The organism is Bacillus sp. 165, from assembly GCF_017742235.1.
In the GTDB taxonomy this organism is placed as follows: domain Bacteria; phylum Bacillota; class Bacilli; order Bacillales; family Bacillaceae_G; genus JAGHKQ01.
Genome location: NZ_JAGHKQ010000004.1, coordinates 1 through 16570 on the forward strand (window position 1 = coordinate 1; position 16570 = coordinate 16570).

The 16570-nt window shown below is 37.6% G+C and carries 20 protein-coding genes, 2 pseudogenes and 1 riboswitch; of the genes and pseudogenes, 18 read left to right on the top strand and 4 right to left on the bottom strand.

Annotated features, from left to right (window positions below; all coding sequences use genetic code 11):
- The 4 genes and pseudogenes from J7Q84_RS07590 to J7Q84_RS07605 all read left to right on the top strand — a co-directional run.
- A partial coding sequence (locus J7Q84_RS07590; RefSeq protein WP_209093930.1) for a malate:quinone oxidoreductase occupies positions 1-344 on the top strand: 344 nt, incomplete at its 5' end.
- Positions 345-826: 482 nt separating this feature from the next.
- Positions 827-930: riboswitch (purine riboswitch) on the top strand.
- A gap of 296 nt (positions 931-1226) precedes the next feature.
- Positions 1227-1991, top strand: a pseudogene (locus J7Q84_RS07595) (5'-methylthioadenosine/S-adenosylhomocysteine nucleosidase); the annotation flags it as partial.
- Between the two features lie 379 nt (positions 1992-2370).
- A complete protein-coding gene (locus tag J7Q84_RS07600) occupies positions 2371-2817 on the top strand; it encodes a GNAT family N-acetyltransferase (RefSeq protein ID WP_247739144.1) in 447 nt (148 codons plus the stop codon).
- Positions 2818-3144: 327 nt separating this feature from the next.
- Positions 3145-4230 (top strand): DUF3626 domain-containing protein, encoded by a 1086-nt coding sequence (locus tag J7Q84_RS07605; protein WP_209094255.1) that lies wholly within the window; start codon positions 3145-3147, stop codon positions 4228-4230.
- A gap of 279 nt (positions 4231-4509) precedes the next feature.
- Here the strand turns inward: J7Q84_RS07605 and J7Q84_RS07610 are convergent, their stop codons facing one another.
- Positions 4510-5013: a DinB family protein gene (locus tag J7Q84_RS07610; protein WP_209093932.1), complete on the bottom strand. Its 504-nt coding sequence runs from the start codon at positions 5011-5013 to the stop codon at positions 4510-4512.
- A gap of 158 nt (positions 5014-5171) precedes the next feature.
- On the opposite strand from J7Q84_RS07610, the gene J7Q84_RS07615 reads away from it, so the two are divergent.
- From J7Q84_RS07615 to sigK, 3 genes are all read left to right on the top strand, one after another.
- Complete coding sequence (locus J7Q84_RS07615; RefSeq protein WP_209093933.1) at positions 5172-6044, top strand: phosphotransferase; 873 nt, start codon at positions 5172-5174, stop codon at positions 6042-6044.
- A gap of 58 nt (positions 6045-6102) precedes the next feature.
- Positions 6103-6378 (top strand): DUF3986 family protein, encoded by a 276-nt coding sequence (locus tag J7Q84_RS07620; protein ID WP_209093934.1) that lies wholly within the window; start codon positions 6103-6105, stop codon positions 6376-6378.
- 218 nt (positions 6379-6596) lie between these two features.
- Positions 6597-7289 carry an RNA polymerase sporulation sigma factor SigK gene (sigK, locus tag J7Q84_RS07625; protein WP_481747544.1) on the top strand — a complete coding sequence of 231 codons (693 nt, stop codon included), beginning with the start codon at positions 6597-6599 and terminating at the stop codon, positions 7287-7289.
- Between the two features lie 40 nt (positions 7290-7329).
- On the opposite strand, the gene pssA is transcribed toward sigK, so the two are convergent.
- Positions 7330-7869 carry a CDP-diacylglycerol--serine O-phosphatidyltransferase gene (pssA, locus tag J7Q84_RS07630; RefSeq protein ID WP_209093936.1) on the bottom strand — a complete coding sequence of 180 codons (540 nt, stop codon included), beginning with the start codon at positions 7867-7869 and terminating at the stop codon, positions 7330-7332.
- A gap of 110 nt (positions 7870-7979) precedes the next feature.
- Here pssA and J7Q84_RS07635 point away from each other — a divergent pair, with 110 nt between their 5' ends.
- Positions 7980-8759, top strand: a complete 780-nt coding sequence (locus J7Q84_RS07635; protein ID WP_209093937.1) for a phosphatidylserine decarboxylase — start codon at positions 7980-7982, stop codon at positions 8757-8759.
- A 78-nt stretch (positions 8760-8837) separates the two neighbouring features.
- Here the strand turns inward: J7Q84_RS07635 and sda are convergent, their stop codons facing one another.
- Positions 8838-8978, bottom strand: coding sequence for a sporulation histidine kinase inhibitor Sda (gene sda, locus J7Q84_RS07640; RefSeq protein WP_209093938.1), 141 nt, complete (start codon positions 8976-8978; stop codon positions 8838-8840).
- A 325-nt stretch (positions 8979-9303) separates the two neighbouring features.
- Here sda and J7Q84_RS07645 point away from each other — a divergent pair, with 325 nt between their 5' ends.
- Genes J7Q84_RS07645 through J7Q84_RS07680 form a run of 8 tightly spaced genes read left to right on the top strand, consistent with a single transcriptional unit; the run spans position 9304 to position 14319 of the window.
- Positions 9304-9819 (top strand): YqeG family HAD IIIA-type phosphatase, encoded by a 516-nt coding sequence (locus J7Q84_RS07645; RefSeq protein ID WP_209093939.1) that lies wholly within the window; start codon positions 9304-9306, stop codon positions 9817-9819.
- 3 nt (positions 9820-9822) lie between these two features.
- Complete coding sequence (gene yqeH, locus J7Q84_RS07650; protein ID WP_209093940.1) at positions 9823-10929, top strand: ribosome biogenesis GTPase YqeH; 1107 nt, start codon at positions 9823-9825, stop codon at positions 10927-10929.
- Between the two features lie 20 nt (positions 10930-10949).
- A complete protein-coding gene (gene aroE / locus J7Q84_RS07655) occupies positions 10950-11783 on the top strand; it encodes a shikimate dehydrogenase (protein ID WP_209093941.1) in 834 nt (277 codons plus the stop codon).
- Between the two features lie 3 nt (positions 11784-11786).
- A complete protein-coding gene (gene yhbY, locus J7Q84_RS07660; RefSeq protein WP_209094256.1) occupies positions 11787-12080 on the top strand; it encodes a ribosome assembly RNA-binding protein YhbY in 294 nt (97 codons plus the stop codon).
- A 17-nt stretch (positions 12081-12097) separates the two neighbouring features.
- Positions 12098-12679, top strand: a complete 582-nt coding sequence (locus tag J7Q84_RS07665; protein ID WP_209093942.1) for a nicotinate-nucleotide adenylyltransferase — start codon at positions 12098-12100, stop codon at positions 12677-12679.
- Complete coding sequence (gene yqeK / locus J7Q84_RS07670) at positions 12657-13226, top strand: bis(5'-nucleosyl)-tetraphosphatase (symmetrical) YqeK (RefSeq protein ID WP_209093943.1); 570 nt, start codon at positions 12657-12659, stop codon at positions 13224-13226. The genes J7Q84_RS07665 and yqeK overlap by 23 nt, the downstream gene beginning before the upstream one ends.
- Entirely contained in the window at positions 13223-13579 is a 357-nt protein-coding gene (rsfS, locus tag J7Q84_RS07675) for a ribosome silencing factor (RefSeq protein WP_209093944.1), read from the top strand. The genes yqeK and rsfS overlap by 4 nt, the downstream gene beginning before the upstream one ends.
- Complete coding sequence (locus J7Q84_RS07680) at positions 13576-14319, top strand: class I SAM-dependent DNA methyltransferase (RefSeq protein WP_209093945.1); 744 nt, start codon at positions 13576-13578, stop codon at positions 14317-14319. Before rsfS ends, J7Q84_RS07680 begins: the two co-directional genes overlap by 4 nt.
- Positions 14320-14521: 202 nt before the next feature.
- Here the strand turns inward: J7Q84_RS07680 and comER are convergent, their stop codons facing one another.
- Positions 14522-15346 (bottom strand): late competence protein ComER, encoded by an 825-nt coding sequence (gene comER, locus J7Q84_RS07685; RefSeq protein WP_209093946.1) that lies wholly within the window; start codon positions 15344-15346, stop codon positions 14522-14524.
- A gap of 99 nt (positions 15347-15445) precedes the next feature.
- On the opposite strand from comER, the gene J7Q84_RS07690 reads away from it, so the two are divergent.
- Together J7Q84_RS07690 and J7Q84_RS07695 are read left to right on the top strand one after the other, a co-directional pair.
- On the top strand, positions 15446-16027 hold the full coding sequence (locus tag J7Q84_RS07690) for a helix-hairpin-helix domain-containing protein (protein ID WP_209093947.1): 582 nt from the start codon (positions 15446-15448) through the stop codon (positions 16025-16027).
- A gap of 63 nt (positions 16028-16090) precedes the next feature.
- Positions 16091-16508: pseudogene (locus tag J7Q84_RS07695) on the top strand (ComE operon protein 2); the annotation flags it as partial.
- Between the last annotated feature and the right edge of the window lie 62 nt (positions 16509-16570).

Consider the following 16570-nt stretch of genomic DNA (forward strand, 5'->3'; position numbering starts at 1 on the left):
ATTGGGATATCGTGGTAGCGGGTCAACGTGTGCAAGTTATCAAAGATACGGAGGCCGGCGGTAAAGGAACACTTCAATTTGGTACGGAAGTTATTAGTGCCGCTGATGGTTCGATAGCTGCCTTACTCGGCGCTTCTCCAGGTGCTTCTACTGCCGTGCACGTTATGCTTGAGGTATTAGAAAAATGTTTCCCGCAGCATATGAAAGAGTGGGAGCCGAAAATAAAAGACATGATTCCTTCTTATGGCGTGTCACTGATGGAACACCCAGAGCTTTTCCAAGAAATTCATACTTCCACAGCGAAGTCGCTTGGTCTAAATGAAAATGAAATTGTCTGTTGTTAATTCTTTCTAGTAAAAAAGCACGCTCTTCAAGGAGTGTGCTTTTTTACTATTTAATGGAGTAAAATGTGAAAAGGATAAACGTATAGGTTTAATTAATGTGAATTACAATTCTACATAAAAAATTTCGCTTTTGATAACCTGTATTATGGCAAAACATGTTTGATTTTCAGACATTCAATAATCTAATAGATAAGGAATGCAGAGGTAATTTGGAGAGGTGGCACAAACTGCCGTTCTAGTGATTTGGTGGAAATGATGGAAGAACGAGGTTGCCCGTAATCAGTAAGGGAGTTATATTTTTTAAAAATGGGTAACGTTTGCATTGGGACTGAAACAGCTTATAAAAAAATGGGAGAAATAAAGAATTTATTCAGTTGTTTTTTGGGGTTTTTTATTCATAAAACGAACATTTATTTATTTTTTTGTTAAAATGTTCATATTTTTCTTGCGCATCTATGGTAAGTTTGATATATTGAAAAAGCAATAATCTTACATACTATTCTCGTATATACTCGGTAATATGGTCTGAGTGTTTCTACTTGGTTCCCATTGAAAGAACTAGACTACGGATTAAAGTATTCGGCTGCTTGGCTTTTTTTGCCACTGCTCTTTTATTTAGCATTAGCTTCATTTTTTGCTAAATTATCGATACTTTGACTTTCGTAGGTCTAGAAAGTAGAAATCATTCTACATTTTCTAGACTTTTTTCATGGCCTAATTTTCGAGTGTATCAAACAACAAGAGAAAAAAAGGGGAAGTTTATTTATGAAAAACAAAATGTTAAAGAAAAACGCTTTGTTGGCAATCAGTGCCATCCTGGTTTTATTGATGTTTGGAGGACGTAATTCAACTTTGCTGCATGAAACAAAAGTAGAAGCTGCACAAAGACCTATAATTATTCAAGGTCCAATGCCAATTGAAGCTGAAAAGTTTGCACAAAGATTAGAGAAAGTTAAAGAAGAAAAATCAGGAACTTTTGTTTTTTATAAAGGAAAGCTGAACGGTTATCCTGTTATTGTTGCTAAAACAGGTAAGGGAATGGAAAATACAGCAGCTGCTACAGCAGTGGCGATTGAAAAATATAACCCTATCGCAATCATCAACCAAGGTACATCAGGCGGACATGATCCGAATTTAAACGTATATGATATTGTTTTAGGAAAAAGAACTACAAACCTAGGTTCATTAAAAACAACAAGTAAGGATGAAAACCAAGGAATTGACCCAACTACATGGATTCCAATGGACTTAATGGCTTCTGAAGGAAGTGCAGGAGAAGATCCGAATGCTGAGAAAATTCGTTACTACGAGGGCGATAAGGGTTTACTTGCAGCTGCTAATGCAGTAAAAGATACATACACTAAGGGTAAAGTTGTTGAGGGTACTATCGGTTCAGCAGATGTTTGGAATAATGAAGTTGATCGAATTAAATGGTTCCATACGAATTATGGCTCATCTGTAGAAGAAATGGAAGGTGCAGCAGCAGCACAAATTGCCAAAGCTTATGATGTAGCATTCTTAGGTATTCGAATACTATCTAATAATAAAACAAACGGTGGTAAATACACTCCTGATACAGCAGCAGCAAATCAAGAGTATGTTTATGAAGTAGTGAAAAAATATATCTCCAATATACAAAGTAAATAATAGAGTGAAACTATATTTACATCAGCTTTATGTGTAATCTGAACAACAATTAATTTCTAATCTCTACCTCGGATTCAGGAAGAAATAGCTCTGTTTTTTTGAAGTAGATCTAAGCTGTTGGGTAGATAATTGAATAAGGAAAACAAAAGACCACGATACAGTGGTCTTTTGTTGTAGAGGTAGCGTTCGCAAAATACAAAATTTGATAATGATGTTTTATGTAAACGGAGTATGAAGGTATCGTTCATACGTCTTTCTCCAAGTCGAGTTAAAGGAGTGGGGGCTGAAGAGAGAGTTTGTATTCTTCAGCTTTTCTTTATAAAAGTTTGGAAACAGTATAGTAATATAAGGATGATGTTGCTTGAAAGGAGAAATATCGTTGGACATTAAATACCTTGTTTTTGAAAGTATTCCTAATGTGGATTTAATGGAGAGGATAACCAAGCTGTATAACTCGGTATTCGATAGTGAAGATGATTTGATTATAAAAATGAAAGATAAACCTAAATTATTGTTAAACATTGCATTAGATAATCAAAAAGTTGTTGGGTTTAAAATTGGATATGAACTTAATAATAATAAATTTTATAGCTGGTTAGGCGGAGTAGATCCTCATTATAGAAAACATGGCATTGCTTCAATGCTAATGGAACAACAACATCAATATTTAAAGGAACATGGTTATAAAGTTGTACAAACAAAAACAATGAATAGATGGCGCAGTATGTTAGTGTTAAATATCAAAAATGGATTTGATGTGATCGAGACTTATACTGATGATAAAGGACTTCATAAAATAATACTTGAAAAGAACTTATTTAGCTAATGAGCGCTTTAGCGAAGCAGCTTCTACCAATGAGCTACGTATACACTATGTCTCATTCTTTCTGCAAAGAAGGCCAAGTTAATTGAGCGAATTGATATATTACTTTTGAAATATAGGCAATGTGAAAAGTAACATTGTTTTAAAATAACCCGTACAAGACGCTAATGTTACATTAGTTTACTTCTGATAATGATAGGCTATGCTAACAGAGCACGCATGGAGTATTCCTTGTTCTCTATTTAGCTAACTAGTTGAACAAGAAGGAAGGACCAACTTTTTATTGAACTTATTAGAGGTGGTTTCATGAAAGGGGAGAAACACCTGGTTATGGAATTATCAAAGTCTCAACTATTGGCTTTAGAACATATTACAAAGTATGCAAGGAATCATAAACAAAAAGCTAAAGATACTATCAATCACATACTGAAAATGTCAAATATCTCAGATGAAGTATTTGAAAATGCTGTTGGTAATGTAAAGTCTCATGCCCGAATTGGGTTGCATTTTCATCCGGATCGGCCTGATTCAACTATGAAAAGCATTGCTGAAGCACTGCTTGAGCAGGGAATATATAAGAGTCAGTTTGAAACACTTTTATCAAATGGCAGCGTATCCGCGTATCCTGGTGGCGCACGCGACCTTTGGGAAGAGCGAATCTTTGGAGGAGCATATCAACTGGAGGGTGCAACTAATGATCAACGGCCTAAATACGGGGCACTAAATCTGATGTTACATCCAGATGGACCTGCTCCACGTTTTGGGTCATGCTATTTTCTTCTATCCCCTAAAGTTTCGCATCGTTCTACATACACGTATTTAGACTCACATCAAGATCCAAAAGAAAAAGGTACTTATAAAGAGTTGGACATGATTTTGGCTGCACTCTTAGAAGAGGCATTTTTGCGGGATTTTGCAATTGGTGAAAGGAATCTAACACCAGTAAGGCTAATCAGTCATTTGTTGGTTAACCTGAAACAGCCATTTGCAGATCCAGCCGAGCAAGAGCCAAGCCGCAATCTTAATCACTATATCGAAGCTCAGATTCATGGAGATATTTCTCTTAAAGAAGATGTGGAAGTGCTCGTTGCAGATTCTTCTTTTCGGGGTACTCATGTAGGGGGAATTTTAGAACAAATGTGTTTTACGTATTCCATTGATCTGTATTGGCGTCCAGGTTTTACACTCATAGCAGAGGAGACTCCTAGGGATTTTCGAGGTCCAACAATGCCTTCATTAGCAAGCCGCATTGCACAGAAGAAGTATATTAATGCGAACATAATTGGGTGTGCTGCGATGGATTTGAAACTTAATCCAGCATCTTGGAGTGATCGTGGAACTTATGAGGAGGTACTTCAAGAATTAAAACTAATGTGGCATGTTTTAGTAAAGTATGGAAAGGTACATTCGGAATGAAAGGAAAGGATGTTATCGTTAAATAAGCTATAGTTCCTTACTTTTGAATAATAATTCATTATGTAAAGAAACTGTTTAACCTTGATTGGTATTTTTTGGTTTATTAGAGAAGTTTTTGATATATTCATATAGAGGTACTGTTACAGACAAAGAGACCCTTGCTTACAAGTTGGCAGGTAACATAACAATAGAATTAACAGACAAACAAGCTTAGATAACCCAGCTTGTTTGTCTCTCATGTAAAAGTCTTATACCACTAAAGCATCCATTAGCACATTATTAAAGTGGTGGGATGTCTACACCGAAATGAATCCAATCTTCTTTAGGCGGTCCATATACTCCAAAAGGCTTAATCCCAGCTTGACGCATAAGAACTGTTACCTGCCCGCGATGATGAACAATATGCTTGATTAGCCCCATTAAAATTTGAGCATTTGTTTCTTCCCTTCCAAATGTCTTTTGTACTTCCTGCAAAGATTCATTTGTCCATTGTTGTTCAATAACTTGGGCAGCATAAGAACTTACTTTTTTGAAGGTTTCAGCCACTTCTTTTGCTGAATCTGGGACCTTTCCTGTGTTTTCTACCCTATCTATCTTCAATCCGAAATGTCCTAAATATTCTGGGATATTTGTGGTAAAATGCCAAGCAATTCTTCCTAAAGTACGACCTTCTAGATAAACTTGTTGATGTAATGAATCGTCTGTCAATCTATCCAAAACTTTTTGAGTAAGCATTGCTTCCCGATTCCATTCTTTAATAAAGTCTGCAATCGTTATGTACATGTATAATGCCTCCATAATCCATATTTCAATTAATAGTTGAGAAAATATATTATAAAACATTTGTTCGTGTAATTCAATTTTCTTTATCAACCGATTTTAGGTTAAGTACATTGATTTACAATCTCTACATAAATAAGCTTAATGGAAGGTGACACCACATGCAGTCTTTAAATATTGAACAAATAATGGAAGAACTACAAGATAAAGAAATTATTAAAAAGCATGGTCAATACAGAAAGCTTTCTGGAGGAACCACGAGTACAGTAGGTGCTATAGAATATAATGGAAAACCAAAATATGTAGTAAAAATCAACGGACGCGAGGTATTAGCAGCTGAATCAGAGTTTTTAACCATGTATCAGGCTGAACCTTTGTTTCCAAAGCTATGCTATGTAGATCCTTACTATCGCTATATTGTTTACAAGTATATGCCGGGACAAATCAATTACCAGAGAAAAAATAAATGTTCCATGCTCTCTTTCCTTTCATGTCATATCATTAATAACTATCGGTCTATACCCAACATAAACACATGGGGATGGCTTGAGGAACCTAAGGATTCATGGGAGTCATTTTTAGTTTCTCGTGTTATAGAAGCACATGAAACGATTGGTTCTTATCTAAGTGAAGAGGATTATAAGCTTATTTACGAGTTGGCTCAAAGGTCGAAGGAAATAAGAAGCGAAAAGGGTCCTTACCTTATACATGGTGATTTCGGTGTCCATAATTTCCTTTTCGACGGTGAGCAATTAGTGAGTGTTATTGATCCAACGCCAGTTTCAGGAGAACCTGTATATGATTTAATATATGCATTCTGTTCCTCTCCAGACGATTTACACTTAGAAGTGATTCAACCAGCAGTAGCTTTGCTGCACACTTGGAGACCTAAAAATGAAATAGAGCTATATAAAGAGGTATTACTTGGTTTATATTGTCGTATTGCTACTTGTATTCGCTGGCACCAACAGGATTTACCTCAATATCTTTCTGCATGGAACCGTTGGAAATATGAGTACAATCAACTGAAATAACTGGAATCCCAGTTTTATAATACTTGCAATGAATTTATCATAAGAGGAGAGAGGTTTTATGAAAAATATATATGAACAGCATCAACACGCGCACCTTGGCTATTATGAAAATGGATATGATCTAGAAGCAATAGGCTACAAAAAAGAAGGTATAGATGAATGGGATATATTTTTTGAACCAAAGCATTACAAAAATATTAGTATCCCTCAAAATTTTCCTTATGTGCCTGATTACGGATATAAACTGGGAGTTGTATATGCTAACGACCTTTCTTTTGAAGAAGGATCAGCTTTCCTAGAAAAATGGTTACGTGATGTAGAACTTATTGATTGAACAGTTAGCTGTTCATCACGATTATAATGCTGCCTGCACCTCTACTTTGTATTGCCGTAAAATTTATTCTATGAACACTTGAACAGCGTGAATTTATTTTCCTCCTCGTCCTCCCATTTGTACAGACACAGACGCCCAGTCCCTGACATACACATAGTAGAGAACACCTATTTTATCGTGGAGGTGAATAGGGATTGAGTGTATTGGGCGCATTAGGCATGTTCATTCGGGAGCTTATTTTGTTTGTATCTTATGTCAAAAACAATGCGTTTCCGCAGCCGCTATCACCAGAGGATGAAAAACGATACTTAGAGTTGATGGCGCAAGGTGACACAAATGCTCGGAATTTGTTGATAGAACACAATCTTCGATTAGTTGCGCATATAGTAAAGAAATTTGAAAATACGGGGGAAGATGCGGAAGATTTGATTTCTATTGGTACAATTGGATTGATTAAGGCAATTGAAAGCTATTCACAAGGGAAAGGGACAAAGCTTGCCACATATGCAGCGCGTTGTATAGAGAACGAAATTTTAATGCATCTACGCGCATTGAAGAAAACGAAGAAAGATGTCTCCTTGCATGATCCGATTGGGCAGGATAAGGAAGGAAATGAAATTTCCTTAATTGACATCTTGAAATCGGAATCAGAGGATGTTATAGATACAATTCAACTTACTATGGAGCTTGAAAAAATCAGGGAATATATCGATATTTTAGATGAACGGGAAAAAGAAGTGATTGTGAACCGTTTTGGATTGGGACTGGAAAAAGAAAAAACACAGCGTGAAATTGCAAAAAGTCTCGGTATTTCTAGAAGCTACGTTTCAAGGATTGAAAAACGAGCATTGATGAAGATGTTTCATGAGTTTGTACGTTCGGAAAAAGAAAAAAAAAGCAATAAAAATTAACCCCTAAAGTTTCTTGGTTAGGGGTTAATTTTATATCCGATTATATTTTTCTTATAGTGATGTTGCTAATCATCATAAATGAGAGGAACAATAAAAGAAACATGAATGCGCTGGCTGGGATGTGAGGGATTAAAAAGTAACTGAGAGTGAGCAAACAGCCTGCAGCTGTAATGGGCACGCCTTGGAAATATCCAGTGGATTCTGTCACGTTGAAACGTGCTAAACGAATGGCTCCGCATGCGATATACAAGATAGTAAAAAAGGCAGCAGGCGCACTGTATTCAAACAAAAGGGCTTGGTATAACAGCAATGCAGGGGCAACACCAAAGGAGATTAAATCACATAAAGAATCTAGTTGTTTTCCGAGCTCTGATTCAATACCGAGCTTACGGGCGACCATACCGTCAAATCGATCAGATAATGCAGCTGAAAAAATAAAAATAAGTGCCAATTGCAGTTCGTTTTTGACCGTGAATAGGATAGCGAGTCCGCCTAAAGATAAATTTATAAGGGTAAAGATATTAGCAATTTGTGATTTGAGTTTTCTGAAGGTGTGGTCTAAGTAGTTCAATAGAAACAAAGGGGCTTCCCTCCTTAAAAAGTGGATTGAGGATACGATTTAGAATATAATAACAATATTGTATGGAGAAAGATGCGAATAGTAAAGACAATTTTTAGGAGGATCATCAATTGCGGCAGTCATTGTATAGATTTTTTATTGAGCTGACAAATGGGCGGTTTACGTCCTTTTTATTAAAAAGGTTTTCGCAGTCACGTTTAAGTGCAGCCATAATACCATCATATGCACGAGTTTTTAATATACAACAGGAAGAAATGGAGAAGGGATTAAAAAGCTATCGTACGTTGCATGATTTGTTTACACGTAAGCTAAAAGAGGGAGTCAGGCCGATTGATGGTTCGGAAGATGCGGTGATTTGTCCAGTAGATGGTGTACTTGAAGATTACGGCCCTATTAGTGAATCGAAAGAATTTGTTGTCAAAGGGAAAACATACTCGATTGAAGAGATGCTTGGCAGTCATGAAAATGCTGTTCCGTATATAGGAGGTACATATATTATTTTGTATTTAAGCCCAAGCCATTATCATCGGATTCATAGTCCGATTGCAGGTAAGGTGCTGCAGCGCTTTGTGCTTGGCAGAAAGTCGTATCCTGTTAATCAGCTGGGCTTGAAATTTGGAAAGGAGCCTCTTTCTAAAAATTATCGTGTCGTTACAGAAATGGAGCATGACAGCAAGCGTATGATGCTTGTGAAGGTGGGGGCTATGTTTGTCAACAGCATTGAAGTAACGAATCAGAACGAACAAGTCAATAAAGGAGAAGAGATAGCCTATTTTACTTTTGGCTCGACTGTCATTCTTTTATTCCAAAAAGGAGCATTCCAACCAGCAGCTTCGTTACGAAAAAGGACGGGTGTTCGTGTTGGTCAACAGCTGGGTACATGGAATTAACTATTGTAAAAACCAGTCTTTTATGATAGAAAAAAAGAGCTGTCTTTCTAGGACGGCTCTTTTTCCAGCTATATAGAGTTAAGACGTTTGCTTTAAATTATGCTCAAGGGATCGTCGGATAATTTCTTGTTTGATTAACAAAATAAACTCAGGGTTCAATTTCAGCTCTTTTGCTTTATAATAAGATTCAGTTAACAATTTATCGGATAATTTTTCCATGTCTTCCGCCAGTAAGGCTTGTCACCTCCGGTTTGAATGTTAGAAGAATAGAGAAACTAAGATTATACAAATTGGATTATAAGTGTGAGTTAATCTATCTGTTGAATCTACTGTACCAAAAATTTCCTTGCTGTACAATCCGCGCTTTATCCACAAAATACAGTGAATAACTTGTTGATTAATTGTGTGTAAAATTTCAAATATACTGAAAAAATAGCATGGAAATTGTGTACAAGGTTATCCACAGACGAGCACTTTAAAAAAAGTGTCGAAAACTTTTATAGGACTTTTTTAGATATAGTGGAAATGAAAATGAGGTGGAAAGATGTTAAAGTTGTTTTTACCAAGTGAATATGTCAAAAATGTTTACTATATCACTCCCGATTTATTGAAAGAACGAGGGGTAAAAGGGATTATTACTGATTTAGATAATACGCTGATTGAATGGGATCGTGCTAACGCAACTCCTGAACTTGAAGAATGGTTTCGAACGATTAAGGAGAGCGGAATTCAAGTGACTGTTGTATCAAATAATAATGAAAGAAGAGTCAAAGCATTTTGTGACCCTCTGGGTATCCCGTTTATTCATAGTGCACGCAAACCCATGACACGTGCATTTAAACAAGCGCTGAACAGCATGAACTATACAGAAGAAGAGGTAGTAGTGATCGGAGACCAGCTTTTAACTGATGTATTAGGTGGCAATCGTTTGGGGCTACATACAATTTTAGTGGTACCAGTGGCGCAATCGGATGGGTTTATGACGCGATTTAATCGCAAAATAGAGCGCAGATTAATGAAGAATATGAAGCGAAAAGGCTTAATTCATTGGGAGGAATAAAGATTGAGTGATGCGATTAAATGTATAGGCTGCGGTGTGACAATTCAAACAGAGGATAAGCATAAACTAGGTTATGCACCGCCTTCATCATTAGAAAAAGAGCAAGTTGTATGTCAGCGATGTTTTCGCTTGAAAAATTATAATGAAATTCAGGATGTATCGTTAACGGATGATGATTTCTTGCGCATCTTAAACGGTATTGGAGAAACTGATGCATTAGTGGTTAAAATTGTTGATCTCTTTGACTTTACAGGAAGCTGGCTGCCGGGCTTGCATCGATTTGTTGGCAATAATAAAGTCCTTCTCGTTGGAAATAAAGCAGACCTTATTCCGAAATCTGTAAAAGCTGCCAAACTTATCAACTGGATGAAAAACAGTGCCAAACAGCTTGGGCTAAAGCCTGAAGATGTATTTCTCATTAGTGCTTCGAAAGGACATGGAATTAAGGAGCTTGCAGAAGCTATTGAACATTATCGTGAAGGAAGAGACGTCTATGTGGTAGGATGTACAAATGTAGGGAAGTCTACGTTCATTAATCGAATTATTAAACAGTTCAGCGAGGAAACTGAAAATGTAATTACAACGTCTCATTTCCCAGGAACTACGTTAGATTTAATCGACATTCCATTAGACGAGCAATCGTCCTTGTATGATACGCCTGGTATTATCAATCATCATCAAATGGCACACTTTGTTGATAAAAAAAGCTTGAAGATAATTACGCCGAATAAAGAAGTGAAGCCAATGGTGTTTCAATTAAATGAACAGCAAACATTATTTTTTGGAGGGTTGTCTCGCTTAGACTATATTAGCGGAGGACGACGTTCACTTGTATGTCATATGTCCAACCAGCTAGTGATTCATCGAACAAAGCTGGAAAAAGCCGATGACCTTTATAAAAATCACCTTGGAGAATTGCTGCAGCCTCCTTCAGGAGATGAACTGAAGGAATTTCCGGAACTTGTAAAGCATGAGTTTACAATAAAAGAACCAAAAACAGACATCGTGTTTTCTGGACTTGGCTGGGTGACAGTCAACGAACCGGGAGCAAAAGTAGTCGTTCATGTTCCAAAAGGAGTAGGGGCATCACTGCGGAAGTCTTTAATTTAAAGACAAAAGGGGAGAGGGGCATGAAGCAATTATATGGTGTGATTGGCAATCCAATCGAACATTCTATGTCGCCGCTTATACACAATGATGCATTTGTGTATCTAGGTATTAATGCTTATTATCATGCGTTTCGAATCAAAGAAAAAGATCTAGGTGATGCAGTAAAAGGATTTAAAGCTATCGGTATTTCTGGGTTTAATGTTACTACTCCACATAAGGTAGAGATTATGCAATATTTGGACGAAGTGGACGAGCTGGCAAAGGAAATTGGAGCAGTGAATACGGTTGTAAGCAGAGATGGAAAGTTGATTGGTTATAATACGGATGGAATAGGGTATGTTCGTTCGTTGCAGTCTATTAGTAAGGGTCCCTTAAAAGAAAAAAATATTCTCGTATTAGGTGCAGGAGGCGCAGCCCGTGCAATTTTCGTTACATTAGCATCTATGGGGGTAAAGCGTGTGGATATAGCGAATCGTACAAAGGAGCGTGCGAAAGAGCTGATTAGGTTTTATAACGATGAGGTCAATGCGAATGCGTTCAGTATACAAGAAGCTGAAGCAGTACAAAATCTATATGATGTTATCATTCACACAACAACAGTAGGTATGCATCCAAATACGGAGGAAAGCCCCTTTTCACTTGGACACTTAAAGGAAGACTGTATTGTATCAGATATTATTTATAACCCCTTAGAAACGAAATTATTGCGAGTAGGCAGGCAGCAAGGAGCTATCACACAAAATGGAGTGGATATGTTCGTTTATCAAGGAGCTCTTGCATTTGAGTTATGGACAGGTATTTTGCCTAATATAGAACGAATGAAAAAATTAGTCACAACAAAGCTTGGAGGATAAATGATGTTAACTGGAAAACAAAAACGATTTCTTCGTGCGAAAGCACATCACCTTAGTCCGATTTTTCAAGTAGGAAAAGGTGGAGTAAATGAAAATATGGTAAAGCAAATTGACGATGTACTTGAGGTACGAGAACTAATCAAAGTAAGTGTGCTGCAGAATTGTGAATTTGATCGCAGTGAAGTGGCAGAAGAGCTAAGCACAGGTGCAGGGGCTGAATTAGTTCAAGTAATTGGTAACACGATTGTTTTATATAAGGAGTCAAAGGAAAATAAACAAATCGTACTTCCATCATAATCGGAGGAGCGTCTATATTGAAAAAAGTCGGAATTATCGGCGGAACATTCGATCCGCCCCATAATGGCCATTTGCTTATTGCAAATGAGGTATACAGTCGTTTGGAATTGGATGAAGTATGGTTTATGCCTAATCAAATTCCGCCTCATAAGATGGGGAAAGATATCACAAGTGTAAAAAGGCGTATAGACATGTTACAATTAGCACTTGAAGACGAACCGTTTTGTTCTGTCTGTCTGATTGAGTTAGAGCGGGAGGGCCCCTCGTATACGTATGATACTATCTTGCGTCTGCAAGAGTGCTATCTTGACTGTGAATTCTTTTTTATTATCGGCGGCGACATGGTAGAGTATTTGCCTAAATGGCATAAGGTAGATGAACTTTTAAAGCTTATCACCTTTGTAGGTGTGACTCGTCCAGGGTATACTCTCCGTTCCTTATATCCGATATTACCATTAGAAATTCCTGAATTTGCAGTTTCTTCCAGTCTCATTCGGGATCGTTTTCGTACAAATGGCAATACAAAGCATTTACTCCCTGAGAAAATTCGAGAGTATATTGAAAGGAATGGACTCTATGGAACGTCAGCAAGCACTTGATATCGTACGAAAGCAACTGCATGAAAAACGCTATCTCCATACAGTGGGCGTAATGGAAACAGCGATAGAGTTAGCGGAGAGGTACAAAGTAGATAAAAAAAAAGCAGAGCTGGCGGCTATTTTTCATGACTATGCAAAATGTCGTCCAATTCAAGAGATGGAAGAGATTATAAAGCGGGAACAAATGCCCGCAGGTTTATTGGAATATAATAAAGAATTATGGCATGCGCCTGTAGGTGCTTATTTAGTAGAAAAAGAAGCAGGGGTTACAGATCCCGAAATTCTGCAGGCGATAGCCTATCATACAAGTGGACATGAATGCATGACCATGCTTGATAAAGTAATATATGTAGCAGATTATATTGAACCGGGGAGGAAATTTCCGGGAGTGGACGAAGTACGAGAACTTGCGCGGCTAGATTTAAATAAAGCGTTACTGCAGGCCATTAAGAATACGATTGCATTTTTAATGGAGAAAGATCAAGCTGTGTACCCATTGACGTTTCAAACATATAATGCACTAATAAAGGAGGAAGCAGTTGAATGACAGAAAAAGAATTGTTAACGGTTGCTGTGAGAGCGGCAGACGATAAAAAAGCTGAAGATATCGTGGTATTAAATATGAGAGGGATTTCAGCGGTAGCAGATTATTTTCTGATTTGCCATGGTAATTCTGATAAGCAAGTACAAGCGATTGTGCGTGAAATGAAGGAAAAAGTACAGGAATACACGTTTGATGTAAAACGTATAGAGGGCTTCGATGAAGGGCGATGGGTTCTTGTAGATATGGGAGACGTAGTAGCTCACATTTTCCATAAAGATGAAAGAGATTACTACAATCTTGAGAGACTTTGGGGGGACGCTCCAATAGAAGACATGGCTGAAGTGTTGAGCCAATGAGCTATGAGCAATTTGCCTTTTTGTATGATGAATTGATGAGTGATGTTCCCTATGAAAAATGGGTGGATTTTGTAGAGCAGCAGCTGCAAAAACAACAGGTACGTGCACATAAAATTTTAGACTTAGCTTGTGGTACAGGGAATATTACATTGCCGCTGGCTAAAAAAGGATATACTATAACAGGTGCCGATTTGTCAGAGGATATGTTAGCTGTAGCGCAGCAAAAAGCAACGGGTGAAGGCTTGTCTATCCCATTTTATCAGCAAGATATGACAGAGTTGGAACTTCCTGAGAGATTTGATTGCATCACGATTTTTTGTGATTCGCTGAATTATGTATTGGAAGAACAAGGAGTACAGAGGACATTTCAGAGAGTATATGAGCACTTAAATACCGGGGGTCTTTTTTTATTTGATGTTCATTCTGTTTACAAGGTCAATGAAGTATTCATAAATGAAACCTTTGCAGTAAATGAAGACTCTGTCGCATTGATTTGGAATTGTTTTCCGGGTGAGCTTCCAAATAGCGTGGAACATGAGTTGACTTTTTTTACTCAAGACATAGAGAAGGACATGTATCGTCGATTTGACGAGTTTCATGTACAGCGTACATATTCCATTCAAGAATTAAAGGATTGGTTAGAAGAAGCGGGATTCTCAGTTCAAAGCATCACTGATGGTTTTGAACAAACAGAGGTATTCGATACAACTGAACGCATATTTTTTGCCGCCAAAAAATAATCTCAGAGCTTTAGATTTTTGAATGCATAATACTTTGATAGGATGAAATTCTATATATTAAAGAGCATATAGACGGAGGCCTCACAGGGCTGATTAGATAATCATACAATCATTTGGTTCAAATAGTTAGAGCACGGAAATTTCCGTGCTCTTTTTTTATAATGTAGAAGGTTTTTTATTATTTCTTGTCGTATTCTGTATGTTAACAGCCTCTAAACTGTTCACTTACTTTTTCAAGATCTTCGTTGTATTTTTCATGAGTTCTTTGGAGTAAGTGTTCAAATACATCCCCTAATTCGGTATCCAACACTTTAATTCCTTCTCCGGTAATCCCGCCTTTGACACACACCTTTTCCTGTAATGTACGCAAAGTGAAAATTTCTTTTTCCAACAATTTTCCCATTCCGATCAGCATACCGCTTGCTAATTCTGTTGCTTCACGCTCGGTGATTTCAGTTTCTTTTACAGTCGCATCAATGAAGCGCTGTAGTAAATAGCTGAAAAAAGCTGGTCCGCAGCTGACGATATCTGATGCTACCCTTGTAATGTTCTCTTCAATGTGAATAGGGGTAGAGATATGTGAAAAGAGGGCAAGGAGTTTTTTTTGCCACTCTTGTGAGCAACGGTCTCCAAATGTACAAAGAGAAATACCGGCTAATGCGCGGTTTGTTATACTGGGGATCATACGTGCCACATTGCAATTTACAATCGATTCTAACTGCTTTACACTAACAGGGCTCGTAATGGAAACAAGACATTTTTCTTGTGTAAATAGTGAATGGTGTTGTTGTAATAAAGGATGCATATCAAGTGGTTTCACACACAAAAAAATCAAATCTGATTTTTTCACTACTTCCTGTATCGTTTTTCCCACATTAATACCTGGATATTGCTCTTTAATGTTATATGCCTTTGCTAATGTACGATTCACAATTGTTAAGCGCGAGGGTTGTACGGCATTTGCTTCAATGAATGCGTCAATCAGAATTTTCCCCATATTACCTGTACCTATAATTCCTATGTTCAATGTTCCATCCCCTCCTTTGTAAAATCTTTCTCCTAAACAATATGAATGTCTTTTCCGATTTATGATTTTCTATAGTATCAAAAAAGGAGTGTACCTAAAATGAATCTTTCTATCTCTAAAAAATGGTTATTGCTGGGTGTAGCAGCAGTAGGGATACTGCTCTTCATTTATACTTTGACTAACCAAGCCGAAGAAACTGAAAATATCCCACCGCCCATATTAAAAGAAAAAGAAGAGGAGGATTTTAAGGCACCTGGATTTGTTATGGTGGACGTGAAAGGAGCGGTTGCCAAAGAAGGTGTGTATGAGCTGCCGCAAGGAGCTAGGGTTATAGATGCGATTGCAAAGGCAGGAGGCTTCTTGGAAAAGGCGGATAAAGCAAAGGTAAACTTAGCTTCGTTAGCAAGAGATGAAATGGTGATTTACGTACCTGTGCAAGGAGAACTACAAGAAGCAGGAGTTGTCCCTCCATCTGTATCAGGAGAAGGGAAAATAGCTATAAATCAAGCGACAGCAGAACAATTACAAGAGATACCGGGAGTGGGACCTTCTAAAGCCGCCAATATTATTCGCTACAGAGAAGAGCAAGGGGCATTTCAAAAACTGGAAGATTTACTGGAAGTAGACGGTATAGGAGAAAAATCGCTTGAAAAAATGAAAGATTATATCATTGTACCGTAAAAGAGGTTTGACGCTTGTGCTATAAACTGGCTACACTGAAAGGAGAGAAAATGGGGGTGCAGCATGGAACGAATTTCGTGGGACCAATATTTTATGACGCAAAGTCATTTATTATCATTGAGGAGCACATGTACACGTTTAGCGGTAGGAGCAACCATTGTACGGGACAAACGTATTATTGCCGGGGGATATAATGGATCTATTGCCGGGGGAACTCATTGTGCAGACGAAGGCTGTTATGTTATCGACAATCATTGCGTAAGAACCATTCATGCAGAAGTAAATGCATTGCTGCAATGTGCTAAATTTGGTGTGAAAACCGAAGGAGCAGAAATATATGTTACGCATTTTCCTTGTTTGAATTGCTGTAAAGCGATTATTCAAAGTGGCATTACAGCAGTATACTATGCTGAAGATTATAAAAATCATCCATATGCCATTGAACTGTTTCAACAAGCGAATGTGAAAGTCAACCATGTGCCGCTGCAATATTCCATAGCTTCTATTGAACAGGACGAAAATGTAAGGAAGATACGTGAGCTT